This window comes from Marinobacter sp. JSM 1782161 (assembly GCF_011421605.1).
Lineage (GTDB): Bacteria > Pseudomonadota > Gammaproteobacteria > Pseudomonadales > Oleiphilaceae > Marinobacter_A > Marinobacter_A bohaiensis.
Map to the genome: position 1 here is coordinate 1,447,792 of NZ_WSSA01000002.1, position 26,917 is coordinate 1,474,708.

The 26,917-nt window shown below is 63.8% G+C and carries 21 protein-coding genes; 12 read left to right on the forward strand and 9 right to left on the reverse strand.

What is annotated here, in order from left to right:
* Positions 1–52 precede the first annotated feature (52 nt).
* Positions 53–925, reverse strand: coding sequence for an MBL fold metallo-hydrolase (locus GQB00_RS06450; protein ID WP_165855611.1), 873 nt, complete (start codon positions 923–925; stop codon positions 53–55).
* A gap of 168 nt (positions 926–1,093) precedes the next feature.
* On the opposite strand from GQB00_RS06450, the gene GQB00_RS06455 reads away from it, so the two are divergent.
* On the forward strand, positions 1,094–2,059 hold the full coding sequence (locus tag GQB00_RS06455) for a nucleoside recognition domain-containing protein (protein ID WP_165855612.1): 966 nt from the start codon (positions 1,094–1,096) through the stop codon (positions 2,057–2,059).
* 10 nt (positions 2,060–2,069) lie between these two features.
* Here GQB00_RS06455 and GQB00_RS06460 read toward each other — a convergent pair whose 3' ends face one another.
* Positions 2,070–2,843, reverse strand: coding sequence for a TSUP family transporter (locus tag GQB00_RS06460; RefSeq protein WP_165855613.1), 774 nt, complete (start codon positions 2,841–2,843; stop codon positions 2,070–2,072).
* Between the two features lie 170 nt (positions 2,844–3,013).
* Between GQB00_RS06460 and GQB00_RS06465 the strand changes: the two genes are divergently transcribed.
* The 4 genes from GQB00_RS06465 to GQB00_RS06480 all read left to right on the forward strand — a co-directional run bounded on the left by GQB00_RS06465 (position 3,014) and on the right by GQB00_RS06480 (position 11,583).
* Positions 3,014–4,567, forward strand: a complete 1,554-nt coding sequence (locus tag GQB00_RS06465) for an ATP-binding protein (RefSeq protein WP_111495385.1) — start codon at positions 3,014–3,016, stop codon at positions 4,565–4,567.
* A gap of 593 nt (positions 4,568–5,160) precedes the next feature.
* On the forward strand, positions 5,161–8,649 hold the full coding sequence (locus GQB00_RS06470; RefSeq protein WP_165855614.1) for an indolepyruvate ferredoxin oxidoreductase family protein: 3,489 nt from the start codon (positions 5,161–5,163) through the stop codon (positions 8,647–8,649).
* A 132-nt stretch (positions 8,650–8,781) separates the two neighbouring features.
* Entirely contained in the window at positions 8,782–9,882 is a 1,101-nt protein-coding gene (locus tag GQB00_RS06475) for a Glu/Leu/Phe/Val family dehydrogenase (RefSeq protein ID WP_165855615.1), read from the forward strand.
* 294 nt (positions 9,883–10,176) lie between these two features.
* Positions 10,177–11,583 carry a sodium-dependent transporter gene (locus tag GQB00_RS06480; RefSeq protein ID WP_165855616.1) on the forward strand — a complete coding sequence of 469 codons (1,407 nt, stop codon included), beginning with the start codon at positions 10,177–10,179 and terminating at the stop codon, positions 11,581–11,583.
* Positions 11,584–11,664: 81 nt separating this feature from the next.
* On the opposite strand, the gene GQB00_RS06485 is transcribed toward GQB00_RS06480, so the two are convergent.
* Positions 11,665–12,852 (reverse strand): AI-2E family transporter, encoded by a 1,188-nt coding sequence (locus GQB00_RS06485; protein ID WP_165855617.1) that lies wholly within the window; start codon positions 12,850–12,852, stop codon positions 11,665–11,667.
* Between the two features lie 297 nt (positions 12,853–13,149).
* On the opposite strand from GQB00_RS06485, the gene GQB00_RS06490 reads away from it, so the two are divergent.
* On the forward strand, positions 13,150–13,374 hold the full coding sequence (locus GQB00_RS06490; RefSeq protein ID WP_111495375.1) for a DUF308 domain-containing protein: 225 nt from the start codon (positions 13,150–13,152) through the stop codon (positions 13,372–13,374).
* A 45-nt stretch (positions 13,375–13,419) separates the two neighbouring features.
* On the opposite strand, the gene GQB00_RS06495 is transcribed toward GQB00_RS06490, so the two are convergent.
* Positions 13,420–14,811: a nucleobase:cation symporter-2 family protein gene (locus tag GQB00_RS06495; RefSeq protein ID WP_165855618.1), complete on the reverse strand. Its 1,392-nt coding sequence runs from the start codon at positions 14,809–14,811 to the stop codon at positions 13,420–13,422.
* Positions 14,812–15,203: 392 nt separating this feature from the next.
* Here GQB00_RS06495 and GQB00_RS06500 point away from each other — a divergent pair, with 392 nt between their 5' ends.
* Positions 15,204–16,565, forward strand: a complete 1,362-nt coding sequence (locus GQB00_RS06500) for an 8-oxoguanine deaminase (RefSeq protein ID WP_165855619.1) — start codon at positions 15,204–15,206, stop codon at positions 16,563–16,565.
* Between the two features lie 116 nt (positions 16,566–16,681).
* Here GQB00_RS06500 and cysQ read toward each other — a convergent pair whose 3' ends face one another.
* The 3 genes from cysQ to GQB00_RS06515 all read right to left on the reverse strand — a co-directional run bounded on the left by cysQ (position 16,682) and on the right by GQB00_RS06515 (position 18,799).
* Positions 16,682–17,455 (reverse strand): 3'(2'),5'-bisphosphate nucleotidase CysQ, encoded by a 774-nt coding sequence (gene cysQ / locus GQB00_RS06505; RefSeq protein ID WP_111495369.1) that lies wholly within the window; start codon positions 17,453–17,455, stop codon positions 16,682–16,684.
* Between the two features lie 99 nt (positions 17,456–17,554).
* On the reverse strand, positions 17,555–18,040 hold the full coding sequence (locus GQB00_RS06510; RefSeq protein ID WP_165855620.1) for a PaaI family thioesterase: 486 nt from the start codon (positions 18,038–18,040) through the stop codon (positions 17,555–17,557).
* Positions 18,041–18,136: 96 nt separating this feature from the next.
* Entirely contained in the window at positions 18,137–18,799 is a 663-nt protein-coding gene (locus GQB00_RS06515; RefSeq protein WP_228160612.1) for a murein L,D-transpeptidase catalytic domain family protein, read from the reverse strand.
* Between the two features lie 233 nt (positions 18,800–19,032).
* On the opposite strand from GQB00_RS06515, the gene GQB00_RS06520 reads away from it, so the two are divergent.
* The gene (locus GQB00_RS06520) at positions 19,033–20,646 is read left to right on the forward strand and encodes a L,D-transpeptidase family protein (RefSeq protein ID WP_165855621.1); all 1,614 of its coding nucleotides are present in this window, start codon (positions 19,033–19,035) and stop codon (positions 20,644–20,646) included.
* Here GQB00_RS06520 and cfa read toward each other — a convergent pair.
* Positions 20,639–21,730 (reverse strand): cyclopropane fatty acyl phospholipid synthase, encoded by a 1,092-nt coding sequence (cfa, locus tag GQB00_RS06525; protein WP_416234144.1) that lies wholly within the window; start codon positions 21,728–21,730, stop codon positions 20,639–20,641. The genes GQB00_RS06520 and cfa overlap by 8 nt on opposite strands.
* Before the next feature lie 419 nt (positions 21,731–22,149).
* Between cfa and GQB00_RS06530 the strand changes: the two genes are divergently transcribed.
* From GQB00_RS06530 to GQB00_RS06545, 4 genes are all read left to right on the forward strand, one after another.
* A complete protein-coding gene (locus GQB00_RS06530; protein ID WP_111495361.1) occupies positions 22,150–23,088 on the forward strand; it encodes a succinyl-CoA synthetase subunit beta in 939 nt (312 codons plus the stop codon).
* Between the two features lie 174 nt (positions 23,089–23,262).
* Positions 23,263–25,188 (forward strand): SpoIIE family protein phosphatase, encoded by a 1,926-nt coding sequence (locus GQB00_RS06535; RefSeq protein WP_165855622.1) that lies wholly within the window; start codon positions 23,263–23,265, stop codon positions 25,186–25,188.
* Positions 25,185–25,610: an ATP-binding protein gene (locus GQB00_RS06540; RefSeq protein ID WP_111495357.1), complete on the forward strand. Its 426-nt coding sequence runs from the start codon at positions 25,185–25,187 to the stop codon at positions 25,608–25,610. Before GQB00_RS06535 ends, GQB00_RS06540 begins: the two co-directional genes overlap by 4 nt.
* Positions 25,611–25,643: 33 nt before the next feature.
* Complete coding sequence (locus GQB00_RS06545; RefSeq protein WP_111495355.1) at positions 25,644–26,012, forward strand: STAS domain-containing protein; 369 nt, start codon at positions 25,644–25,646, stop codon at positions 26,010–26,012.
* Between the two features lie 22 nt (positions 26,013–26,034).
* On the opposite strand, the gene GQB00_RS06550 is transcribed toward GQB00_RS06545, so the two are convergent.
* A complete protein-coding gene (locus GQB00_RS06550) occupies positions 26,035–26,886 on the reverse strand; it encodes an NAD-dependent protein deacetylase (RefSeq protein ID WP_165855623.1) in 852 nt (283 codons plus the stop codon).
* Positions 26,887–26,917 lie beyond the last annotated feature (31 nt).

Genomic DNA, 26,917 nt, shown 5'->3' on the forward strand with positions numbered 1-26,917 from the left:
GCCCTGGCGGCCATCCGGCGGCCGGGGCCTTTCCTTCCCCCTCACCACCCAATCAGAATCGGTTCAACGGCACTTTCAGATAGATCTGACCATTATCCTCGGCCGGCGGCATGTGCCCGGCGCGCATGTTGACCTGCACCGACGGCAGGATCAGCCGGGGCATCCCCAGGGTGGCGTCCCGTTCCCGGCGCATGGCCACAAACGCCTCCTCATCGACGCCCTCGTGCACATGCACATTGTGCTCGCGCTGCTCCGCGACCGTGGTCTGGCACACGAACGCCTCGCGGCCCGGCGCCTTGTAGTCGTGGCACAGGAACAGCCGCGTCTCCGGCGGCAAGGCCAGGACTTTCTGGATCGAACGATACAGGGTGCGCGCATCGCCACCCGGAAAATCGCAGCGGGCGGTGCCGTAGTCCGGCATGAACAGGGTATCGCCGACGAACGCCGCATCGCCGATCACGTAGGTCAGGCAAGCCGGCGTGTGCCCGGGCGTATGCAGCACGCGGGCTTCCAGGTTGCCAATCGCGAAGCTGTCGCCTTCGTGGAACAGGCGGTTGAACTGACGGCCGTCCCGGGCGAAGTCGGTGCCGGCATTGAACACCTTGCCGAAGATCTCCTGCACCTCGACGATGCGCGCGCCGATGCCGGTCTGGCCGCCCAGATGTTCGTTCAGGTAGGGCGCGGCGGACAGGTGATCGGCGTGGACGTGGGTCTCGAGCACCCATTCCACCGCCAGGTCGTTGCGCTGCACGTAGTCGATGATGGCATCCGCGGAGCGGACATCGGTGCGACCGGCGGCGTAATCAAAGTCCAGCACCGAATCGATGATGGCACAGGCGCGGCTGTCCGGGTCGCGTACCACGTAGCTGAACGTGTTGGTGGGCTCGTCGAAGAAGGACTGCACGAGCGGATTGCGGAGACTCATGGTCGATCCTCCTGTGATGGATAGCGCCGTGCCGGGCACGTCGTCACCCATTCTGGAATAAGGTTATGCCATTATGAAAGATTGGGGCGGCACCGACGTCCTTCAACGCCTGTCGGCGTCCCGCTAAAGCCGATAGACTGCGTCCTTTACTGAACCAGGGACGTCCCAATGCCTGCACGATTGCGCCGCGCTGCCCTCAGCATCCTCCACGAAACCCGCGTCGTCTACCTGACGCTGCTGAAGATACTGGTGCCCGCACTGATCATCGTGAAGGTCCTTGAATCCATCGGCTTCACCCAGTGGCTGGCGACGCTGCTCGCGCCGCTGATGGGGCTGCTGGGCCTGCCGGAGGAACTGAGCATTGTCTGGGCGGCGACCCTGCTGACCAACATCTACACCGGCATGGCGATCTTCTACAACCTGTCGCTGGATCAGGCCCTGAGCGTGGCCCAGGTGACGGTGCTGGGCACCCTGATGGTGGTCGGCCACGGTCTGCCGGTGGAAGGGGCCGTCGCGCGGCGGGCCGGGGTGCCCTGGTGGTTGACGCTGGTGCTGCGCGTTGGGGGCGCCTTGATACTGGGGATGATTCTGCATCACAGCTACCAGACGTTCGACTGGCTGCAGCAGGACAACACGCTGGTCTGGCAGCCCGACGCCCTCGACACCAGCCTGTCGGCCTGGCTCTGGGCCCAATGCCAGACGCTGATCACCATTTTCTTCGTGATCCTGGCCTTGATCACCCTGCTGCGCGGCTTACGGGCCATCGGTGTCGAACGGTTACTGCATGCCCTGCTGTTCCCGCTGCTGCGCCTGCTGGGCATCGGCCGGGACGCCGCCAGCACCGCGATCATCGGCATCACCCTGGGCCTGAGTTTCGGCGGTGGGCTGCTGATTCGCGATGCGGAGTCGGGCCGGCTCAGCCCGCGCGATGCCTTCCTGACCCTGGCATTCCTGGGGCTCTGTCACAGCCTGATCGAGGACACCCTGCTGGTCATGCTGCTGGGCGCGCATCTGTCCGGCATTCTCTGGGCACGACTGGCGCTGGCCTTCCTGGTGATTGGCGTGCTGGCCCGACTGCCCATCAGCCAGCGCAAATCCGAACACCCCGAAGCCGGTCGCGCCGACGCCTCCTGAGGCGGGCGCTTCAGGCCACCGCCTTCCAGAGCCCGATACTGCTCACCACCAGCAGCACCCCGCCCAACAGACGGAAGAACAGCGGGGTTTCCGAGCGCAGCACGTAGTCGTGGAAACGCAGACCGATCACATGCCCCACAGCGGCACATGGCAGCAGCCACAGGTGATGGATCAGCTGCAGGTCGACCCCCACCGCAATGAACGCCGCCATCTTGATGGTCACCAGGATAAACCAGAGCGCGAACAGCGTGTCCCGCAGCTTTTCCTTGGGCAAGTGCTGCGCCACGACCGCAATGATCAGCGGTGCACCGATCAGCGAGGTGCCGCTGACGTAACCACCGAGCATGAGGAAAACCGTATCGACCCACTTGTTCTTGCTGCGAAACGGCCGGTTGAAGATGTACGAGAGCGAGTAGACCACCACGATGCCGAAGATAATGGCGCTCATCACGTGCGCCGGCAGCGTGATCAGCCCGAATACCCCGATCAGCTTGGGGACGATCATGATCCCCAGGATGCGCCACAGGTACGGCCAGTCCACGGTGCCGCCTTCGGGCCGTTGCGCCACCTGACTCTTGCGGTTGTTCATGACGATGGTCAGGGACGAGAACACCAGCAGGTGCACGGCAATGATGGGCAGGAAGACGATGGGATCGTCCAGCACCAGCAACAGGAACGGCAGCGACAGAACAGCGCCGCCAAACCCCAGCCCCGAGCGTACGAAGCCGCTCCAGACGAAAATCAGGCCAATCAGGACGTACTGAACCAGGGAGAGATCGCTCATAAGCGGGGAAACACGCCTCCGTGCAAACCGACGATTCTATCCCCCCGCGCCGCTCTCGAATACCCTGCCGGGCGTCCTGGGCGACAATTCCCGCACAACGCCGTCGATCTGAGCTAGTCTTGTCGAACGAAGGGGCACGAGCACCTCAATGACAACAACGCGATGTATCCATGAAAGACAAACTCTGGGCCAGCTTTCGGTTCCCGCTGTTTCTGCTGCTGGCAGGCGTCGGTTTGATCCACTGGGCCCTGCTGCAGGTTCAGGAAACCCGAAAATTCGAACAGGAACAGCAGCTGCTGCAGGATCTGAGCGAGCTGCGCGGCACCCTGGAAACCCGGATCAAGGAAGCCATCTACCTCACACGCGGGCTGGTGTTCTACATCGAGAGCCAGAACGGGGAATACACCAACCAGCGCATCGAAGCCTGGCTGGGCAGCATGTTCCAGGCGGGCGAATACATCATCAACATCGGCTTTGCGCCGGATAACCGCATCGAAGTCATCTATCCGCGCACAGGCAACGAAGCGGCCCTGGGTCTGTACTATCCGGACATGCCGGACCAGTGGCCCTCCGTCCAGCGCATGATCCGGACGCGGGACCCCATACTCGCCGGCCCGATCGAGCTGGTGCAGGGTGGCACGGCGTTTATCTACCGCTCGCCGGTCTTCATCGGTGACGACTACTGGGGCCTGATCAGCACCGTCATCGATGCCGAAGCCCTGCTGGGTGACATTCGGGACATTGCCCGACTGCATGCACTGCGCTACCAGTTGCGCCGCTTAAAGGATGACCGGCGCGACGATTCGACCCTGATCTGGGGCGAGCCACTGGACGCCAACGTCACCCGTCAAACATCACGTATTCCCCTGCCCGGCGACGACTGGCTGCTGGTGGGCCAGGTGCTGGAAAACCCGGCACTGCCGCTGTCCTACTACGCCCTGCCCTACACCTGCCTGTTCCTGCTGGCCGGTTTTTCGGGCTACCACCGGTACCGCACGCTGCAGTTCGAACACAAGCAAGCGCTGGTGCGGGCAGAGACCGACCGCCTCAAGAACGAGTTCGTGTCCACCATCAGTCACGAGCTGCGCACGCCCCTGACCAGCATTCGCGGCACCCTGGGGCTGATAGAAGGCGGCGTGGCCGGCCCGCTGACGGACAAGGGCAACGAACTGGTCGGGATCGCCAAGCGCAACAGCGATCACCTGATCCACCTGATCAACGACCTGCTCGATATCGACCGCATCGTCGAGGGGCGTCTGGATCTGAATCCACAGCGCATCGAGCTGAACGGCCTGATCCGCACCGTACTGACCGAAAACGAGACCTATGCAGCCAACAAGCGCATTACGCGTCGTTTCAATGGCACGGACGGCGACGCACCGGCCTGGGTAGATGAAACACGGCTGCGCCAGGTGCTCGACAACCTGCTGTCCAATGCACTCAAGTTCTCGCCCGAGGCGTCCACGGTCACGCTGACGCTGGCGCCGGTCGATCATGGCTGGCAAATGACCGTCAGCGACGAAGGCCCCGGCATTCCCGAATCATTCCAGGATCGCATCTTCAAGCGTTTCACCCAGGCTGACGGTTCGTCCCAACGCCACGCGGGGGGAACCGGCCTGGGTCTGGCCATCGCCAAGGGGCTGGTGGAGCAGATGCAGGGCTCGATCGATTTCGAGACGTCTGAAGCCGGTACGCACTTCCGGGTGATCGTGCCGGCCGCCTGAAAAACATACCGGCAGCCTGAGCAACGTGTGCCAGACCTCTGCGACATTGGTCAAAATCACGGGAGTCGCCCGCGAGACCTGTGGTGCACGTAACCGGCGGAATTGCCGACGATTCATGAGTTCCTCAACGACCCGGCGCATCATCCCCGTTACATCTCATGACAAGCTGTTCAGCTTTTAATCATTGACCTGCCCTTCCGAACCCTCTAGTTTGATCCCTGTTCGACGCCCCACAAGGGCTCATGTCGGACCCTGAAATCGCAAGGCCGGCCACAAGCCGGACAATACAAAAACAAGACGACCACGAGCGCCGAGATCCGGCAACGTGGAAAGGATTTCAACAATGAGTCAATCGACCGCTCCCCTGATGGGATGGTGCCTGTTCCAGGCGCATTCCACCGCGTATCGCAGCACCCCGATCGCCCGCCGATCAATCGAATCCGACCTTCCATCGCGAATCCTCTCGTTACGAATCACGTCGAGCCGCAGCACGGACTTCCTGTCCTCGAGCTGATCGCGTTCCGTTATTTCGTTTCGTTGCGTCCGGTCGTCACCGGCCGTGTCCCCGTGTATCCAGAATACGGTGATTCGCCATGCGTAAAGTCAGTATCAACAAGGTCAGTCTCAACGACGTCTGGGAACGTGATTCCGGCCCGGTCTACATGACCGGCGGCCAGGCCCTGGCACGTCTCCCGCTGCTGCAGGCCCAGCTCGACCAGCAGAACGGCCTCAACACCGCCGGCTTCATTTCCGGCTATCGCGGCTCGCCTCTCGGCGGCTTCGACAAGATCCTCTGGAAAGCCAAACAATACCTCCAGGACAAGCACGTTCACTTCCTGCCCGGTGTGAACGAGGACCTGGGCGCCACCGCCGTGTGGGGCTCCCAGCAGGTCAATATTTTCGAGGGCGCCAAATACGACGGCGTCTTTGCCCTCTGGTACGGCAAGGGGCCCGGTGTCGACCGCACCGGCGACGTGTTCAAGCACGCCAATGCCGCTGGCAGCTCCCGCTTCGGCGGCGTGCTGGCCATTGCCGGCGACGACCACTCCTGCAAGTCGTCCACCCTGCCCCACCAGAGCGACTACGGTTTCATGGACGCCTCCATGCCGGTCCTCAACCCGGCCGGCGTGCAGGACATCCTCGACATGGGCCTCTACGGCTGGGCCATGTCCCGCTACAGCGGCTGCTGGATCGGCTTCAAGGCGCTGGCCGAGGTGATGGATTCGTCCCTGTCGGTCAATCTCGACCTGAGCCGCATCGACATCCGTCTGCCGGATCACTTCACCATGCCCGAAGGCGGGCTCAACTCCCGCTGGCCGGACAAACCGCTGGCCCAGGAAGAGCGCCTGCACCGCTACAAGCTGGAGGCCGCCAAAGCCTTCTGCCGCGCCAACCGCCTGGACAGGGCCGTGCTCTCCGCCAGCCAGCCCCGGCTGGGCATCATCACCACTGGCAAGGCTTACCTGGACGTGATCCAGGCACTGGCCGACCTGGGTCTGGGCGAGGCCGAGCGCGAGGCCATCGGCCTGACCGTGTACAAGGTCGCGATGCCCTGGCCGCTGGAACCGGAGGGCATTTTCGAGTTCGCCACCGGCCTGGAAGAAATCCTCGTGGTCGAGGAAAAACGCGGCCTGATCGAAGACCAGCTCAAGGCCCAGCTCTACAGCTGGCAGGACCAGCAGCGCCCGCGCATTATCGGCAAGCGTGACGAGGCCGGCGCCGAACTGCTGCGTTCCAACGACGAGCTGACCCCGGCCATGGTGGCCCGGGCGATCGCCACCCGGCTGAAGGACCGCTACTGCAACGACACCCTGCGCCAGCGCCTGGACTTCCTGACCGAGAAGGAAAACAGCCTGGCGCAGCCACCGGAGCGTCTGGAGCGCACGCCGCACTTCTGCTCCGGCTGCCCGCACAACACGTCGACCCAGGTGCCGGAAGGCAGCCGCGCCCTGGGCGGCATCGGCTGCCACTACATGGCCACGTGGATGGACCGCGGCACCGACACCTTCACCCAGATGGGCGGCGAAGGCGTTACCTGGCTGGGCCAGGCGCCGTTCACCAGCCAGAAGCACGTGTTCCAGAACCTGGGCGACGGCACTTACTTCCACTCCGGGCTGCTGGCGATCCGGGCGTCCATCGCCTCCGGCGCCAACATCACTTACAAGATCCTGTACAACGACGCGGTGGCCATGACCGGCGGCCAGCCGGTGGACGGCACACTGACGGTCCAGCAGATCTCCCATCAGCTCTACGGTGAAGGCGTGCGCCGCATCGCCGTGGTCAGCGACGACATCGACAAGTACCCCTCCCGGGCCGACTTCGCCGACCGCACCACGTTCCACGATCGCGACGACCTGGACGCGGTGCAGCGGGAAATGCGGGAGATCGAGGGCTGTTCCGTGCTGATCTACGACCAGACCTGCGCCGCCGAGAAACGCCGTCGCCGCAAGCGCGGCACCATGGAAGATCCGGACCAGCGGGTGATGATCCACTCCGACGTCTGCGAAGGCTGCGGTGACTGCGGCGTGCAGTCCAACTGCCTGTCGCTGCTGCCCAAGGAGACCGAGAACGGCCGCAAGCGCACCATCGACCAGTCTGCCTGTAACAAGGATTTCTCCTGTGTGCGCGGGTTCTGCCCCAGCTTCGTCACCGTCAAGGGCGGCAAGCTGCGCAAGCCGGTCGGCGTGGACAGCAACGTCGACTTCCCGGAACTGCCGGACCCGAGCTGGCAGGGCGAGCACGACCCGTACAGCATCCTGCTGACCGGCGTCGGCGGCACCGGCGTGGTCACCGTCAGCGCCCTGCTGGGCATGGCCGCCCACATCGAGGGCAAGGGGGTCTCCGTGCTGGACCAGACCGGCCTGGCGCAGAAGTTCGGCGCCGTGGTCAGCCACATCCGCATCGGCAACCACCAGGAAGACATCCACGCGGTGCGCATCCCGGCGGGTGAGGCGGACCTGATGATCGCCTTCGACCTGATGGTCGCCGCCAGCGACGACGCCCTGGCCAAGCTGGACAACCGGTTCTCACGCAGCGTAGTGAACGTGGAAGCGGCGATGCCGGCGGCGTTCACCCGCAACCCGGACATCCAGTTCCCGGGCCAGTCCATGGAACAGGCCCTGCGCGACGCCTGCACGACCGACGGCAGTTGGTTCCTGGACGCCGGCGGCCTGGCCAAGGCCCTGATGGGCGACGGCATGGCGGTGAACCTGTTCACCGTGGGCTTCGCCTACCAGCAGGGGCTGCTGCCGCTGAAGGCCGCATCCATCGAAGAGGCCATCGAACTGAACAACGTGTCGGTGGACAAGAACAAGCAGGCGTTCCTGTGGGGCCGCCGCGCCGCCCACGACCTGGACCAGGTGAAAACGCTGGCCTTCCCGCAGCCCAAGGGCAACCCGGTCCAGATCATGGAAACCACCGATCAGCTGGTGGAACGCCAGAAGCGTCACCTCACCGAGTACCAGAACGCCGGTCTCGCCGAGCGCTATGAGCGCCTGGTACGACAGGTGGAGAAGGCAGCGGAGAAGAGAGTCGGGCGCGATCCCATGCTGGTCCGCACCGTGGCCGAAAACTACGCCAAAGTGCTGGCCTACAAGGACGAGTACGAAGTGGCCCGCCTGTTCAGCAACGGCAGCCTGCGCCGGCAGCTGGATGAGCAGTTCGAAGGCGAGGTGGAACTGGAGTTCAACCTGGCACCGCCGCTGATCAGTCGCCCCGGCGCCAACGGCCGCCCCCGCAAGCTCAAGTTCGGCCCCTGGATGGAGCGCGTGTTCCATTTCCTGGCCAAGGGCAAGGTCCTGCGCGGCACGCCGCTGGATATCTTCGGCTATAGCGCCGACCGCCGCCTGGAGCGCAAGCTCATTCGCGAGTACGAAGCGGATGTGGCCTGGATCCTGCGCCATCTCAACCGCGACCACCTGGACGCCGCCCGCGCCCTGGCCGCCCTGTCGCAGAAAGTGCGCGGCTACGGGCCGGTCAAGGAAGGCGCCTACGAGGCCACCCGCCAAGAGCGCGACAGGCTGCGTAACGAGCTGAACCCGACAAGCCAGCGGCACCGGCAGATTGCCAGCGCAGCGGCCTGAACCCAACGCGGGCCAAACTGACTAAACTTTAAACAGACCGGGCGCGGCCATCCCGAGCCCGGTCGAACAAAACACCAGCCACCTGTCCGCCCCACAAGGGTACAGGCGGCCCTGGAAGTAAGGTGAGACATCATGAACGTATTCAGCCATCCCGAGTTCGACAACCACGAACACCTGTCCTTTTTCTGCGACCCGGAAACCGGCCTGAAGGCCATCGTGGCGATCCACAACACCTCGCGCGGCCCGGCCCTGGGCGGCTGCCGCATGTTCCCGTACGCCACTGACGAGGAAGCGCTGCGCGACGTGCTGCGCCTGTCCCGCGGCATGACCTATAAATCCGCGCTGGCCAACCTGGACCTGGGCGGCGGCAAGTCGGTGATCATCGGCGATCCGCGCAAGCACAAGACCGAGGCGCTGATGGAAGCCATGGGGCGTTTCCTGGAGCAACTGGGCGGCCAGTACATCGCCGCCGAGGATTCCGGCACCAGCGTGACCGACCTGAAGGTGATGAGCCGCAAGACCAGCCACGTGGCCGGCATCAAGGAACACATCGGATTCGACGGTCTGCCCAGCAATGGCGATCCCTCTCCGGCCACCGCGTACGGCACCTACGTCGGTCTGCGCACGGCCGTCAAACACGGCCTGGGTCGCAGCGACCTGGAAGGACTGAAAGTCGCCGTGCAGGGTGTCGGCAACGTCGGCTTCCGGCTCGCCCGTCACCTGAAAGAGGCCGGCGCCCAACTGTGGGTTCACGACATCCATCAGGACCAGGTACAGCGCGCCGTCGACGAACTCGGCGCGGTGCCGGTGTCTGGCGAGGAAATCCTCACCCTGCCGGTGGACGTGGTGGCCCCCTGCGCCCTGGGTGCGGTGCTCAACGACACATCCATTCCCAAGCTCCAGGCGAAGGTGGTGGCCGGCGCGGCCAACAACCAGCTGGAGCGTCCCGAGCATGATGCGGCGCTGCAAAAGCGCGGCATCCTGTACGCGCCGGATTTCGTCATCAACGCCGGTGGCATCATCGATGTTTTCCATGAACGCACGGATCACGACCACAACCGGATCCGGGCGCATGTGGAATCCATCGGCGCCACCCTTGATGAAATCTTCACGCGCGCTGGCAGAGAGGGCCTTCCTACAGGTACCATCGCCGACCATCTGGCGGAGGAGCGCTTCCGCCATACCCCCGCTCAACAGCAGCACAAGCCGGGCCGACTGGCCAAGGTGAGCTGATCGGTTTGAGTTAAACCGTTGATGAGGCCGGGGCTTTCCCGGCCTCGGTCCCCTGGGAATCCCTGTAAGGACACCGGACAGGGCGGCGTTTCAAGACGCCGCCGACACAGCAGGATTGTGCTTGGAGGATGTGTCTGCCGACATTGCGGGCGTGGATAACACCCGAACAACCATGCGGACGGGGCACCGGTTTCATCCGGTGGCAAGGGCATGATGCATGGCAAAGAACCAATACATGGCCGACACACAGGGATTCACCGACAACAACAATTTCAGTGACAGGAGACTATGATTATGTCTACATCCTCTTCCACCGGCGCAGAGGGCGTTATGGAAGGTTCCAACGCCAAGCGCGGCCACTGGTCGTCGCGACTTGCCTTTATCCTGGCGGCCACCGGCTCCGCTGTGGGGCTGGGCAACGTCTGGAAGTTCCCCTACATCACCGGTGAGAACGGCGGCGGCGCCTTCGTACTGGTATACCTGCTGTGCATTGCAGCGGTCGGCCTGCCCATCATGATGGCGGAAGTCATGATCGGCCGGCGCGGCGGCCGCAGCCCGGTCAACAGCCTGCGCCTGATCGTCGAGCGCGACAGCCTCGGCAGGTTCTGGCCGATTGTGGGCATTATCGGCGTGATCGCCGCGTTCCTGATCCTGTCCTTCTACTCCGTGATTGGCGGCTGGGCCGTCTCCTACGTCGGCACCGCGGCCTCCGGCGAACTGGTGGGCAAGGACGCGGACGCCATCGGCGCGATCTTCTCCGGCCTGGTCAGCGATCCGGGCACCCTGCTGCTGTGGCACACGGTCTTCATGGCGCTGGTGATGCTGGTGGTTGCCCGTGGCGTGAGCTCCGGCCTGGAGCGGGCGGTCAGTATCCTGATGCCGGCGCTGTTCGTGCTGCTGCTGGTTGCGGTCGGCTACGCCATGACCACCGGCCACTTTGGTGAAGCGGCGGCTTTCCTGTTCCAGCCCGATTTCTCCAAGCTGACCACCGAGGGCGTGCTGACGGCCCTGGGCCACGCCTTCTTCACCCTCAGTCTGGGCATGGCCGTGATGATGGCCTACGGCTCCTACCTGCCGAAGAACGTGTCCATCGCCAAGACCTCCATCACGGTCTCCGTCATCGACACCGTCGTCGCGCTGCTGGCCGGCCTGGCCATCTTCCCGGTGGTCTTCGCCAACGGTCTCGAGCCGGGTGCCGGTCCGGGGCTGATCTTCCAGACCCTGCCGTATGCCTTCGGCCAGATGCCGATGGGCAGCCTGTTCGGCGCGCTCTTCTTCATCCTGCTGATTTTCGCGGCCTGGACTTCCGGCATCTCCCTGCTTGAACCACTGGTGGAGTGGCTGGAAGAGCAGAAAGGCATGAACCGCACGGTCAGCACCCTGGGTGCGGGTATCGCCTGCTGGGCCCTGGGTATCGCGTCCATCCTGTCGCTGAACCTGTGGTCTGACGTGTTCCCTCTGGGCATGTTCAGCGCCTTCGAAGGCAAGACCATCTTCGACCTGCTGGACTACCTGACCGCCAACATCCTGCTGCCGCTGGGCGGTCTGCTGGTGGCCATCTTCGCCGGCTGGATCATCTCGCGTCAGGCGCTGGAAAACGAACTGAACCTGTCCGCAGGTGGCTTCGCGCTGTGGTACAACACCCTACGCTTCGTGACCCCGGTCGCCGTGGCCGTGGTGTTCATCTACAACCTGGCCTGATCGCCAGCCAGCCGGAGCCTGCGGGCTCCGGCTTTTCTTTCCCTTCGCTTCCCGTCCTGATGTCGGTTCTGCGTGCCGTCTCTATTTTCCCAGCAGCTCGCCCAGCGGTCTGAGATTGACCACGTGATCGCACAATGACTTGATGATCATGAGTAGCGGCGTCGCCACGATCAATCCGACCGGCCCCCATAACCAGCCCCAGACCAACAGCCCGATAAAGATCACCACCGCATTGAGACTCGATACCTGACTTGTCAGCCAGGGTGTGAGCAGATAGCCCTGAATGCTGGTGATGATCAGCGACACCACCGCGATCAGCACCGCCATATCGAGAGCCCCGAACTGGACGAACGCCGCCAGCCCACTCCCGACAAAAACCAGGAACGGCCCCAGGTAGGGAATGGCACTGGCCACCCCGGCGAGCACGCCCCAGAACCCTGCCTGTTCCATACCCAGCATCAGGAAAGCCAGCCAGGTCAGCACACCGACAAACACCGCGCCCAGGAGCATCACAAACAGGAAGCGACGGACCTGCTGGTGGAACTCCTCCATAATCCGCGCCGCCTTACGCATGCGTCCGAAGGACGGCCCGGAAATGCGCACCACCTTGCGCTTGTACAGCTTGCCCACCGCCAGCAGGAAGTACACCAGCAGCAATACCGAAAAGCACTGGGTGATCAGGACCAGCGCGGCCGGCGATCCGCGCATCAGATAGGCGCGGATATCCAGGGGTTTTTCCACCACTCGCACCGGGGTGACGCCTGGCGGTGCCGATGCGGCGCCTTCGGATTGCTGGTTGGCGGTCTCTTCGATCTGCTTGGCCGCCTCCTGGGCCTTCTCCATCACGCCCTCGCCGTTTTTCTCGGCACTCGCCGCGTCCTGCTGCTGGAAGCGCTCGATCATGGCCGGCACCTTGTCGAGAATGGCGGAGGCTTCCTCCTGCAGTGGCACACTGGCGCCGGCCAGAAGGCCGAGCATCGCGGTCAACACCACAGCCGCGCCAATCGGGCGCGGCAGGCGGGCCCGGTCCAGGAGCGACACCAGCGGATCGAGGGCATAGCTGATCAGGATGCTGACCACCAGCGGCAGCAGGATAGCCTGGGCCCAGTCGATGAAATAGAGGGAGGCGACGGTGGTTAAAACAAGCAGCGCCGAACTGCGTATGTTGACCGCACTGGCCAGGACCGGCGGCCCGGAGCCTTCACCATCGTCCGCCTGGCGGCCGGCACCCGGTCGCGATCCGGCCCCTTGGCCGATGTTTGTGTCCATTCGTTTATCCCGGAGATTGTCGAGTGATCCTGAGTTCAGTCTAACCGCTGATGCAGACTGGAACTGTCCCAGATCAAAGTAAAACCTGCCGACCCGGTTTAACATTTCGATTAGTTCACTAATACACCGTATTGAGTGGAACCGCGGTACGGTGTCATCGTGACGCAAAGGTTGGAAAAATGGATCGGTGTCCGTTGGTGCCGATCATGACAACAGGGTGGTCTCACGTTCCATTCGAAGTCAGAAACCAGACACAAAAACGGGTCGCAGCAACAGGGCGCCCGGACGGAGGCAACCATGGATACCCCAAAGAATCTCGTGAAACGCGAGCCCCGCAAGAGCCTGCTGGTTCTGCTGGTCTCCTCGGTCTTCTCTCTGATAATCGGTATTGTCGCGCTGATGTCGCCCGGCGCCGGACAGACTGACATGGCCGAGAACGTCGGTTGGGTGCTGATCGTCGTCGGTCTGGGCGCCCTGATGGTTTACGTCATCGGGCGGAAGGAGAAGATCCACAAACTGTGATGGCCGGGAAACGGGCGCGGGGACAACCCCGTCGCCCGCCATGCATCACGCCGAGGCGGTTTCCGCGCTGACCGGGCCGGATGTTTCGGCGTCCTCGACCGGGCGCCCGGGCAAAACGGTATTGAGGATGATCGCCGTGAGGCCACTCATGGTCACCGCCGATCCAAGTACATTCTGCGCCATCTTGGGCAGGTTCTGGAACAGGTCGGGTACCGCGCCCACACCCAGCCCCAGACCAAACGCCACCGCCATGATCAGCATGCTGCGTCGATCGAGATCAACGGTCGCCAGGATGCGAATGCCGGCCGCTGCGACCGTTCCGAACATCACCAGCGTGGCCCCGCCGAGCACCGGCTTGGGCAGTTCCTGGAACACCCCGCCAATCACCGGGAACAGCCCCAGGATCACCAGGATAGCCGCCACCCAATAGGCCACGTAACGCGAGGCGATACCGGTCAGTTGAATGACGCCATTGTTCTGGCTGAACGTGGTGTTGGGAAAGGTATTGAACACCGCGGCGATCAGCGAATTGATGCCGTCCGCCAGGACCCCGGCGCGAATGCGCTTGCGATAGGCCAGGCCCCGGATCGGCTGCTTCGAGATCATCGACGTGGCGGTCAGGTCGCCGGACGATTCAATGGCGGTAATCAGGTAGATCAGCGCCACCGGGAGGAAAGCGCCGATATCAAAGGAAATACCGTACTTGAACGGCACCGGCAGTGCGTACCAGTCCAGCTCCGCCAACCCCGAAAAATCCACCTTGCCCAGCGCAATGGCCACGATGTAGCCGACGACCAGACCGAAGAAGATGGCCCCCGAACGCAGGTAGATATTGCGACTCTGGTTCATGACGATGATCAGCAGGAGCACCCCGCCGCCCAGGGCAAGATTGGTCAGACTGCCAAAATCCGGGGCCTTGACGCCGCCGGCCAGATCGGTGATGCCCACTTTGATCAACGACAGGCCGATCGTAGTAATCACGATGCCGGTCACCAGCGGATTGATAAACGTCTTGAGCTTGTGCAGGAACTGGCTCAGGAAAATCTCGATGAACGCCCCGAAGAAACACACCCCAAAGATCAGCGCGAGCATCTCATCGGGACCACCGCCTCGGGCCTTGGCGATAAAGCCCGCTGCGAGAATGGAACTGAGAAACGCAAAACTGGTGCCCTGCAGCGCCACCAGCCCGGAACCGACCGGCCCGATCCGCCGGGCCTGGATGAAGGTACCCACCCCGGAGACCATGAGTGCCATGCTGATCAGGTAGGGAATCTCGGATCCCAGGCCCAGGACGCCACCGATAATCAGTGTCGGCGTAATGATCCCGATGAAGCTGGCCAGCATGTGTTGCACCGCCGCCAACAGGGCGGCGGGCAGGGGCGGCCGGTCGTCGAGGCCGTACAGCAACTCCGGCTGCGGGGCGTTGTTCGCGGGCATTCGGATCTCCAGTTGGTCTCAGGGTCGCATGACCTTGTCGAAGGGGACGGCATTCAATGGCCACTCACCCTGCAACAAACTGACCAACTGGTTAGCTTTTATTGAAAAATCATTAAAATCATTGCTGTAAAAATGGAACGCCGAGACTGAAAAGTCACTGACCTGTGTGCTCTACGTGAATTTACGTACCAAAACAGTGCTTTTCGGTAGCAGGACGCACCCTGATCGCACACTTGCCGACGAGCATTCAACGCGGATTTTGCGGGGCCGATCAGCGTGCTACTATCGACGCGGTTGGCAGATTAACACGCAAGTCACTGCCATGTACCTGAACCTCTTCAGTGTGCATGGTCGTTGAGTGACACCATGCTCACGGCACACGGAGCATTGCAATGAGCGCACTCTGGATCCGCCATCCGCTGGCGACCTTCACCGCCAACGACCAGGACGCCGGCAACGGCATCGTCGTCGAAGACGGCGTCATCACCGAACTCGTTCCTGCCGGCCAACACCCCGAACAACCGGTCGATCTCAACTTCGACGCCAGCGAACACGTGCTGCTGCCCGGGCTGGTCAACACCCATCACCATTTCTACCAGACCCTGACCCGCGCCTGCCCGCCGGCGCTGAACAAGAAACTGTTTCCCTGGCTGCAGACGCTCTACCCCATCTGGGCCGGGCTGACCCCGGACGCCCTGGAAGCGGCCACCGAACTGGCGATGGTGGAACTGCTGCTGTCCGGCTGCACCACAGTGGCGGACCACCACTATCTGTTCCCCGATGGCCTGGAGAACGCCATCGACATCCAGGCCGACGTGGCCTCACGACTGGGCATGCGCGCCACCCTGACCCGCGGTTCCATGAGCCTGAGCACCGACGACGGCGGTTTGCCGCCACCCCACGTGGTGCAGGACGAACACTCCATCCTGGCGGACAGCGAACGGCTGATCCGCCGTTACCACCGCCAGGACGAGCGGGGCCTGCTGGAAGTGGCGCTGGCACCCTGCTCGCCTTTCTCCGTCACACCGGACATCATGCGCGCCAGCGCCGAGCTGGCATCCCGCTACAACGTCAACCTGCACACCCACCTGGCGGAAACCGAAGACGAAAACGCCTTCTGCCTCAAACAGTTCGGCCAGCGGCCGCTGGACTATCTGGCGTCGGTGGGCTGGCTGCACGACCGCACCTGGCTGGCCCATGGCATCCACTTCAACGACGAGGAGATCGCGCGGCTGGGACAGGCGCAGACCGGTGTCTGCCACTGCCCGTCATCGAACATGGTACTGGCATCCGGTATCTGCCGGATCAACGAGCTCAAGGCGGCGGGCGCGCCGGTGGGCCTGGGTGTGGACGGCAGCGCCTCCAACGACCACAGCAACCTGATGCAGGAAATCCGCCAGGCCCTGCTGATCCAGCGCCTGCGCTACCAGGCGGACGAGTTCACCCATGAGGACGCGCTGACGCTGGCAACCCGGGGCTCCGCCGATATCCTGCGGCGCCCGGACATCGGCCAGATTGCGGTAGGCAAACGCGCCGACCTGGCTCTGTTCAAACTGGACGAGCCGCGCTTCAGCGGTGCTCACGATCCGTTAGCGGCACTGGTCCTGTGCGGCGCCAGCCAGGCGGATGCAGTGATGATCGGCGGCGAATGGAAAGTGCGGGACAGGCAATGGCTGGGTGGTGATCTTGCGGCGCTGATGGCGCGCCACCGGGAAGCAGCGCGACACCTCTACGCCAAAGCGACGGGACACTGACGCCGGGCTGCTCCGGAAGGACGATCCAGGTCTTTCCTGATCGAGGCCTTTGCGGATCAAGGCCATCGGCGCCCGAGGCGGGCAACCCGGACACAGACCGGGTCGCCCTTTCCCGATCAGTCCCTGTACCAGCTTCCCGAGGCTACAAAGAACGGATTGAGCACGTCTTCCTTGCCGTAGGTCACCGGCGAACCGTCCAGTTTGCGGACCTTGCCACCGGCCGCTTCCAGCACCGCCTGGGCCGCGCCGGTGTCCCACTCGCAGGTGGGCCCGATGCGCGGGTAGATGTCCGCCGCACCCTCGGCGATGCGGCAGAATTTCAGGGAGCTGCCCGCCTGCACCAGGCAGTGCTCACCCAACTGCTCAATAAACGCCCGGGTTTCGTCGTTCAGGTGGTTCTTGCTGGCCACCACGCGCTTGCTGGCCGGCGGTTCCACCACCGCCAGGCGCTGCTCGTTGCCCTCGGCATCCCGCTTCCCGGCGCCTTCGCCCACGATCCCCCAGTAGACGGTCCCCAGGGCCGGCGCCGTCACCACGCCCATAACCGGCGCGTTGTCCTCGATCAGGGCAATGTTGACGGTGAATTCCCCGTTGCGATTGACGAAATCCTTGGTGCCGTCGATCGGGTCCACCAGCCAGAAACGCTGCCACTCGCGGCGCTCGCTCCAGGGGGCGTTGGCGGACTCTTCGGACAGGATGGGAATATCCGGCGTCAGCGCTTTCAGGCCCTTCACGATGACGTCGTGGGAAGCCAGGTCAGCCGCCGTGACCGGGGACTTGTCGTCCTTGTGTTCAACGGAGAAGTCAGTCTGGTAAATGGCCAGCACTTTCTCGCTGGCGGCTTCGGCGATGCGAATCACTTCGGGCAAGAGGGAAGATAGGGATGCCATCTGTGTCCTTTTCCTGAACGGCGGATTTGAATGCGAATGGGCCCCGAGTTTAACGGAACCGATCACATCCTGCGATGCGCCCGAAGGAGGGCCGCGCCCTCAGCTCGACGGCTCGAACCACTCGTTGGGCACCCGCACCGCCAGCACCTCGCTCTCGACGCAGACCTTGCCGCCGGCGCTCAATGTGCAATGGAGAAGGATCTTCTTCTCGCCCGCCTCGGCCACCGTCGCCTCCAGCGTGATCGCATCACACATGGGCACCGGACGCTTGAAGCGCACCTGCAGGTCGCCGGTGGCGAACCACAGCCGCTCGCCCTCGCCGATGGCCCGACCGGCGTCCCGATAAGCCCTGGCCATGGCGGTACAAATGCAGTGACAGTCTATGATGGTGGATATGATGCCGCCGTTGAGGAAATGCGTGGGGCCGGCGCAGTGATGGGGCTGGGGCGTGAACCGGCATTCGGACCGGTTGTCGTCGACCCAGTAGCTCTTGATCTGCAGCCCCTGGTCGTTGAGGGGGCCGCAGCCGTAGCAATGGTTATCGGGAATCTGGTCCTGAAAGGCGAGTGCCGCCGGGTGGTGCATGGGAAGTCCCCTTGTCCGGGCCACTCGACAAACATGGTCAGCCGGCGGCCACATTGGTTATTGTTGATGCAGCAGGGAGGCTGTGCCGTGTTCCGGTCAGATTCGGGAATCTCCGGCGCCGCTCCCCGATTCAGCCATCTGGGTGCTGCCGCAGTTCAAATAGCTGGAGGATTCAAGCCAATGCTGATCCGGATAATAGCTGAACACAAGCTGGCCGCCCTTGAGATTGTCCACCACACGACGAATCACCTTCTGGCTCACCGCGGGACAACCGTGGCTGCGCCCGATGCGCCCATAGTCGCGCACCCACGACTGAGCCACGTAATCGGCCCCGTGAATCACGATGGCACGCCGCCGTGCGTGGTCGTTGATGCCCTGCTCCAGGCCGTCCAGACGCAGCGCGTAACCGTGCCGCCCCTGGTAGCTTTCACTGGCCCGAAACAATCCGATGCTGGACTGGTAGCTGCCCACCCGATTGGAGAACACCGACGCCTCGGCCAGGCCGGAGTTTTTGCCGTGGGCGACCAGATCCCGCAGAACCAGTTCGCCGCTTTGCAGGTCGAAGATCCAGAGGCGCTTCTTGCTGGACGGAAGGGAAAAATCGATCACCGCCAGCCGGGCGGGCATGTCCATGCCGTTGCTGACGGCGCAGGACGACGCCTGCAACGCGCGGCGCAGAACTTTGTGATTCAGGTTGGGGGCCGACTGACTCAGACGGCTGTAGAGACCGATGTCAAAGGTGGCGGGCGTGCGTGGCATCGACTCAGTCGTCGCCGCCTGGGCAGGCAATGCCGCCAGCGTAGCCATCAGGGCGCCCAATGCGACAGCCAGAACGCGTTGAGTGCGTCTGTGGATCATGTACAAGCCTCTCGGGTGTCTGGAAGTTCAGGCCGCGTGAATCCGCCGCGTCGTTACGACGCCGGTCGGCTTCCGGGGCCGGGCTTCAATGCCGTGCCCCGAAAGAATGGCGCATTCTACCAAGGTTTTTCGTGATGGAAATCCGGCTGTACAAAAACCATACAAGACGCAACGAAAGGCGATGGTTTCCGGCGGCGTGCGGCCTGGTAGCCCTGCTCCACGCCGCCACCGGACTCGCCCTGCACCGCGTCGACCCGGACAACTGCGAGCCCCTGCCGGCAACCTCGCCGTTCCACGCCAGCGTCACGGAGCTGTTCGAGCAGAACACCGACACCACGGTCTGGGAAGGCGACGGCGAACTGAGCGGCCTGATCGAGGCGCTGGCGGCCCTCGAAGACGATGGCCTGACACCCGGCGACTACCATCTGGACGCCCTCCGCCACGCCCAACAGCATTGGCAGACCTGGGGCAACCTGGGAGCATGCGACCGACAGCTGGCCTCCGACGCCTACCTGCGCGCCCTGATCGACCTGCGTTATGGCCGGGCCTTCGAGAGTGGCGGCGCGCCGATGTGGTATTCCGCCAACGTCAGCCGCGAGCGCGACCCGACGCTGCTGGTCGCCACGGCCCTGGCCGGGCTGGACGATCCGTTCTCCGCCATGGCGCAGGCTCGCCCGGACAGCGAGCGCTACCGCAACCTGCGCAAGGGGTACCGGCTGGCACGCCGGTCGCTGCCCGACCATTGGCCGACGATACCGGACGGCAAACTGCTGCAACCGGGCGATCACGGCCCTCGTGTCGAGGCTCTGCGCCTGCGCCTGGAAGCCGCCGGCATCCTGCCCCTGCCGCCACAGCCGGGTCCGTTGCGGACACAATACGACGCCGAGCTGGCCGTCGCCGTCGAGACCTTCCAGAACAGCCACAGCCTGCAGGTGGACGGCAAGGTGGGGCCACAGACGCTGGACCAGCTCAACGTACCGCCCCAGGCACGCCTGGAGCAGATTCGCGCCAACCTGGAGCGGCTACGCTGGCTGGCGCGGGATATGGAAAGCTCACTGGTGCTGGTGGACATCGCCGCCGCCCGCATCGAGTACTACGAGGACGGCGAAAGGATCTGGCAGAGCCGCACCCAGGTGGGCCAGCCGGGACGGGAAACACCTGAGCTGAAGTCGGTGATCACGCACGTCACCGTCAATCCTCACTGGAACATTCCCCGCAGTATTTTCCTGCGCGACGCGTTGCCGGCCATCCAGCGGGATCCGTTTTACCTGAGCGATCGCGGCATCCGTGTATACAACCACGCGGGCGACGAACTGATGCCTTCGGACGTGGACTGGTCGCACACCAACAACCTGATGCTACGCCAGGACCCCGGGCCGGGTAACGCCCTGGGCCGAGTGGTCATCCGCTTCTCCAACCCGTTTGCGGTATACCTGCACGATACCCCGGCGCGCGGCCTGTTCGGCACCACCAACCGGTTCTACAGCTCCGGCTGCGTGCGCGTCGAGGACGCCCAGACCCTGACCCGGCTGCTGTTCCGGCACGCCAGTCGCGAGCGACGCCAGGCGCTGGCGCTGGCGCAGGCATCGGGCGAATCCCACAACGTCCATCTGCCTCGCGGCGTCTATATCCTGATGGCCTACTGGACCGCCGAGGCGGACGCCGACGGGCGGATCACCTACCGGCCCGACGTCTACGGCAGCGATCAGCCGTTGCTGGCACAGCTGGACGGCCCGTCGATCAACTGATGCGCGGGAACACGTCCGGGGTGCCGCCCTTGGACAGCACCCACTGCCACAGTTGGATATCCCGGGCGCGGAAGAGGCCGGCGCAGGATTGCAGGTAGTAACGCCACATGCGATAGAAACGCGGCCCCAGCTCATCGGCGAAGCGCGGCCAGTTTGCCTCGAAGTTGGCATGCCAGGCCATCAGTGTCCGGTCGTAATCGCGCCCGAAGTTATGCAGGTCTTCCACCACGAACAGGTTGTCCGCCGCATCGCCGACCTGGCCGATGGATGGCAGCTCGCCGTTGGGGAAGATGTAGCGGTCGATCCAGGGGTCGGAATAGGGCTTGCGTTCGTTCTTGCCAATGGTGTGCAGCAGGAACAGGCCCTCATCCTTCAGGCAGCGGTGGGCCACCTCCATGAACGTGCGGTAGTTGCGGTGACCGACGTGTTCGAACATGCCCACGCTGACGATGCGGTCGAACTGTTCTTCCACTTCCCGGTAATCCTGCAGGCGGAACTCCAGCGGCAGGTGCGGATAGCGGGCTTTGGCCCAGGCCACCTGCTCCTTGGAAATGGTCACACCCACACACTCAACGCCGTAATGCTCGGCAGCGTAGGCCATGAAACTGCCCCAGCCGCAGCCGATGTCCAGGATCCGCATGCCCGGCTCCAGCTTGAGCTTGCGACAGATCAGGTCGAGTTTGGCTTCCTGGGCCTGGTCCAGGGTTTCGGCGTTGCGCCAGTAGCCGCAGGTGTAGGTCATGCGCCCATCGAGCATGGCGGCGTAGAAATCGTTGCCGAGATCGTAGTGCTGCTCGCCCACCCGGCGCGAACGGCTCAGGGTCTGACGGTTTAGGAAACGGCTCTTGATCGCCTGCCAGACCACCGTGGAGGGCCGCACCCGCTGCTCCAGGTTGGCTTTCATGATGCGGTAGAAAAACTCGTCCAGGGCCGGCACGTCCCAGTCGCCGTCCATGTAGCTCTCACCCAGTCCCAGGCTGCCGCCGGCAAACACCCGCTCGGGTACGCCGGTGTTGTTCAACTGCATGTCCCAGGGGCGATCTCCGCCGATCCGGATGTCCGCTTCGGCCAGCAAATCAACCATCAGGCGATGTGTCGAATTGCTTTCCGAAAGGAACGGTGACTGAGACACTTTCATATCCATGCGCTGGTAACCTCGACTGCCCGGGACCCGGCCTGCTTACCGAATCGTGTGAGTTTTAAAGTCCCCCAAAATAACTTCCGACTATCGATAATGAGAATTAGATCGTTTTAATTAGTGAAACAGACTCACCCTATGGCGCAAAGCACAGCAGGTTGCCTACGGCAAGTCGGTTGAGCCACGGCATCGACCTTGCCCCGGATCCGATAGCCATTGTCATGGCCCGGCGATATCTCATCATTGCCCTATGCCGCCTCATCATGACCCAGCGGCGTTTTTTCGTTGTGCACTGACTTTGCGGACAATTTAAAGTTTAGACAGGTATGGGACAGCGGGATTCGGATGAAGTAGGATCGCAGACCATGTTTGCCCGCACCTTTGCCAACACCCCCTTTAACGTTCCCGCGCTTGTTGCCGCGACCGTCCTGCTGCCGTTCTTTTTCGTCGGTGGCCCGGACTGGACGTCGGGGCCGCTGTTCAAGGCCGCCTGGAACCTGGGGCACATCCTTTTCTTCGCGCTGTTCACCATTGCGGTGCGGCCTCGCCGCTGGTTTGGCGGGGTCTGGGTGTGGGTCGTCAGCACCGTCTTCGTCGCGGGCGTGGGCGTGGTCATCGAGTTGATTCAGGGCAACGTGGGGCGCCAGAGCGACTGGCACGACATCTTCCGCAACCTGATCGGCACCTGGCTGGTGCTGGCCTGGGTCCATCGCCCGTCCCGGAATGTCTGGCGGAGCGGGCTGCTCTGGAGTGCCCGGCTGGTTGCGGTGGTCTTGTTAACCCTGGAACTCAAGGCCGTGGCCGAGGTGGCCCACCAGCAATACCGGATCGCCCACCAACTGCCCACACTGTACAACTTCGACGATCCCCACCCGCTGCACCACTGGCGTGGCCGGGTGCACCGCAGCCGCGAGCACGCGGGGGATTTCGGACACAGCCTGCGCATCGACCTGCTGGGCACCAACCTCTATTCGGGCGCCTCCCTGGACAATCTGCCGGAGGACTGGCGCGACTACGAAGCGCTGGAAGTGGTGATCTACAGCCCGGACGACGCGCCGCTCAACATGACTCTGCGCATCAATGACATCGTCCACGACCGTGGCCACAGCGTGTACAGCGACCGCTTCAACACGCGCCTGCCGCTGGAACAGGGCCTCAACCGTTTCCGCATCCCCCTGTCGGAGATCCGCAACGCGCCCGCCACGCGCACCATGGACATGGACGAGATCCGCCGCCTGGTGCTGTTCACGACCCACCTGAAAACGCCTCGCGAGATTTTCCTGGTGCGCCTGGCGCTGGACTAGGCCGGCGACCCAGCGTTTACTTTTGCCGACGCCTGGGGTAAGACTGATGACTGGGCCGGCCCGCTGTCGTTCCGGCCCGGACAGCACGAGGATGTCGTTATCAAGTCTGCCAAGGACGGTCTGCGTATTCCCCTGCATCTCCGCATCGCCGGCAGTTTTGCCCTGCTGGCCATCATGCTTGGGGCCCTGCTGACGCTGTATTACCAGTCGCGCACCGAGACGCTGCTGATGGATACGGCGGATTCCCTGTTCAACCAGGCCGCCAGCGAAATCACCCGGTCTTTCCGGGAAACCTATCGGCCGGTCAATGAGTTGACCAGCCTGCTGTCCCGTTCGCCGCTGACCAGCGATACCGCCACCGCCGCCCGCGCCACCAACCTACCCATCTTTGCCAGTGCCCTGCGGCGACAGTCAGCGACGGTGGCGATCCAGATCGGCTACGACAATGGCGACTACTACATCGTCCGCGCAGTCCGCTCGCAGGCCATCGCCGACCGCTTCGAGGCCCCCCACGCCACCGCCTTCATCGCCGACTTCCTGGTCCAGGAGGCCGACGGGCAGGCGCTGCTGACGCGACGCTTCCTGCGCAGCGACCTGAGTCAGATCGAGCAGCGCCGACTGCCACCGATGCACTACGATCCCCGGACCCGCCCCTGGTACCGGGCAGCCCAGGCCAGCGACGACGTCATCGTGACCGATCCCTATGCCTTCCACTTCTTCCGCCAACCAGGCCTGACCGTGGCCCGGAGTACCGGTGACCGGCGCGCGGTGGTGGCATCGGACGTTACCCTGCGATCTCTGTCCAGCACACTCAGCGACCTGAGCATCACACCAAGCGCCCAGTCCATCCTCTACTTGCCCAGCGGCGACGTCATGGCGTACGGAAAAGCCAGCCCGCTGGTGGTCAGCGACGCCAACCACAACGCCCGCATGGCCCGGCTGGATGACCTCGACGTGCCTATCCTGCTCAGCGTGAATCAGGAGGGCGACAGCGCTCCGGAGGGCTGGCTGGAGAAAACCGTCGAGCTGCCACTGACCCCGGAGCTCAAACCCCGCCTGGCGATTGCCGCCCCACGCCGGGAAATCCTTGGCGATGCCTATCGGATCTGGGACCGGGCGCTGTGGGCCGCCGTGGCCATTATCGTTCTGACACTGCCTCTAACCTGGCTCATCGCACGCAGCGTTTCCAACCCCATTCGCGCCCTGCAGTCCGCCGCGGCACGGATTTCGGAGGGCGCTTTCGACGCCCGCCTGCCACGGGTCCGACACCGGGACGAAGTGGGCGACCTGACCCAGGCCTTCGACCGGATGCAGGACTCGCTCAAAGATCATATGTCGCGATTGCAGGCCACCACAGCCGCCAAGGAACGTCTGGAGAGCGAGCTGGGCATTGCTCACGACATCCAGATGAGCATGGTGGCCGGCGAAGGCCACCTGGCGCGGACGTTTGACGACTGGCAGGTGGACGCCACACTGCAGCCGGCCCGAGCGGTGGGCGGCGACCTGTTCGACGTTGCCGAGCTACCCGGTAACCGGCTGCTGGTGGCCATCGGCGATGTCTCCGACAAGGGGGTACCGGCCGCCCTGTTCATGGCCCGCACGGTGTCGCTGCTGAAGCTTCTATACGGCCAGGGCCGGCCGTTGGCGGCGCTCATGACCGAACTCAACCGGCACCTGAGCCAGGATAACGAGAGCTGCATGTTCGTCACGCTGCTGTGCCTGATGGTGGATCGCACCAGCGGCCACATCGAGATGGCCAGTGCCGGCCACGACGCACCGGTCATCTGCGACCGGAACCCGGCGCGGCTGCTGGCGGTCGAAAACGGACCGCCCATGGGCCTGTACGAGGACGCCGGGTTTCCCGGCACACAGATCGAGCTGCCTGCCGGTTCCGGCCTGATCCTCTACACTGACGGGGTGACCGAAGGCTTTAACCCGGAGCGGGAGGCCTTCGGCGAGGCGCGACTGCTGGCGTTCGCCAACGCCACCCGGGCATCCGGCCAGCTTTCCGCCCCGGCGCTGGTGGACGCGGTCGCCGACTTCACCGGGGAAGCGCCACAATCCGATGACATCACTGTTTTAACGATCCGCCGTTCATGACCATGACAAACCTGAGTTTGCAACTGACCGACAGCAGCGACCTTCCCAACGCCCTGGCGTGGCTGGATGGCCACTTCGCCGATGCCGGCGCCGACGCCAGCGTAAGTGCTGATCTCAAGGTGGTGCTCGACGAGCAGGTGGCCAACGTCTTCAATCACGGTGCGCCGGCGGGCGGCGACGTGGAACTGGAGCTGGAACTGGAAATCCGCACCGGCCACGTCCTGGTTCGCTTCATCGACAACGGCGTACCTTTCGATCCACTGGCACAGCCCATCGACACCGATTTCGGCGATATCGAGGAGCGCCCCATCGGCGGCCTCGGTGTGCTTCTGATTCGCGAACTGACCGACCGGCAACACTACCGGCGCCTGGGGGACCGCAACATCCTGGAACTCACCCGGACCTTTTCCACACGGACCTGACCGACCCATCAACCACTGCACAAGGACAACACCGTGGCTCTCTCGATCTCGATCACATCTTCCGGCCCAACGGCGCTCAAGGTTTCCCTGACCGGCTCCCTGGACAGCCAGACCGCGCCGGAGCTGGACGCCGCCCTGGGCGAGGCCCTCGACGAGCGGACCCTGACCGTCGCCTTCGACATGGGCGGCGTGGAATTCATCAGTTCGGCGGGACTGCGGGTGATTTTCAAGACCCTCAAGCGGGTCAAGAAGAAAGGCGGGCGGGTCACGGTATCGCGCATGTCGGACGGCGTGCGCAAGGTGTTCGAGATCGTCAAGGTACTGCCGGACCTGGAGGTCTTTGCCAGCGAGCAGGAAATGGACGACTACCTGGCCGCCATACAGAAGAACGCCGCCCAATAAGGCGGCGCTCGATCGCCCGGCGCTACAACGCGGACAACGCCACCTCCAGCGTTTCGCCGATGCGGGCATTGAGCTTGAGGCTGGTGAGCGCGTCGGCACGCGTACGGCCCAGGTTGAGGGTGGCCACCGGCTTGTCCCAGTCGCGGGCGTAGCGGCAGAAGCGGAAGCCGGAGTAGACCATCAGCGACGAGCCGATCACCAACAGGCCATCGCTGTCGCGGAGCGCATCGAGCGCGTCCGTCACCCGCCGCTTGGGCACGAAGTCGCCGAAGAACACCACGTCAGGCTTGAGGATGCCGTTACAGCGCGGGCAATCCGCCACCCGGAAATCGCTGAAATCCACTTCCAGATCGGCGTCGCCGTCCGGCGCCGTGGTGGCGCTGAAGCCGGTGAACGCCGGGTTCAGGACACTGCAGCGCTCGTGCACCTCATCCCGTGGACACCGATAGCCGCAATCCATGCAGATGACTTCATCGGCCCGGCCGTGCAGGTCGATCACCGCTTGGGATCCCGCCCCCTGGTGCAAGCGGTCAACGTTCTGCGTCACCACCTGGCGGGTGTGGGCGCGCCGCTCCAACTCCGCCACCAGAAAATGCGCCGGGTTGGGCCGGGCGTTACGCATCACCGGCCAGCCAATCAGACTGCGCCCCCAATATCGCCGCCGCACCGCATCCGACTCCATGAACGCCTGATGCTGTACCGGCTGCTTGCGTTTCCAGGCCCCCTCCCCGTCCCGGTAATCGGGAATCCCCGAATCGGTACTGATACCGGCGCCGGTGAGCACCATGAGATTGGGGTGGTGGTGGATAAACCCGGCCAGGGCCTCGCCGGCCTGGTGGGCGTCGGCAGGATCATTCAGTGTCGCACTGGACATGGATAAACAGTCTCCATCGAACCGTCACAGA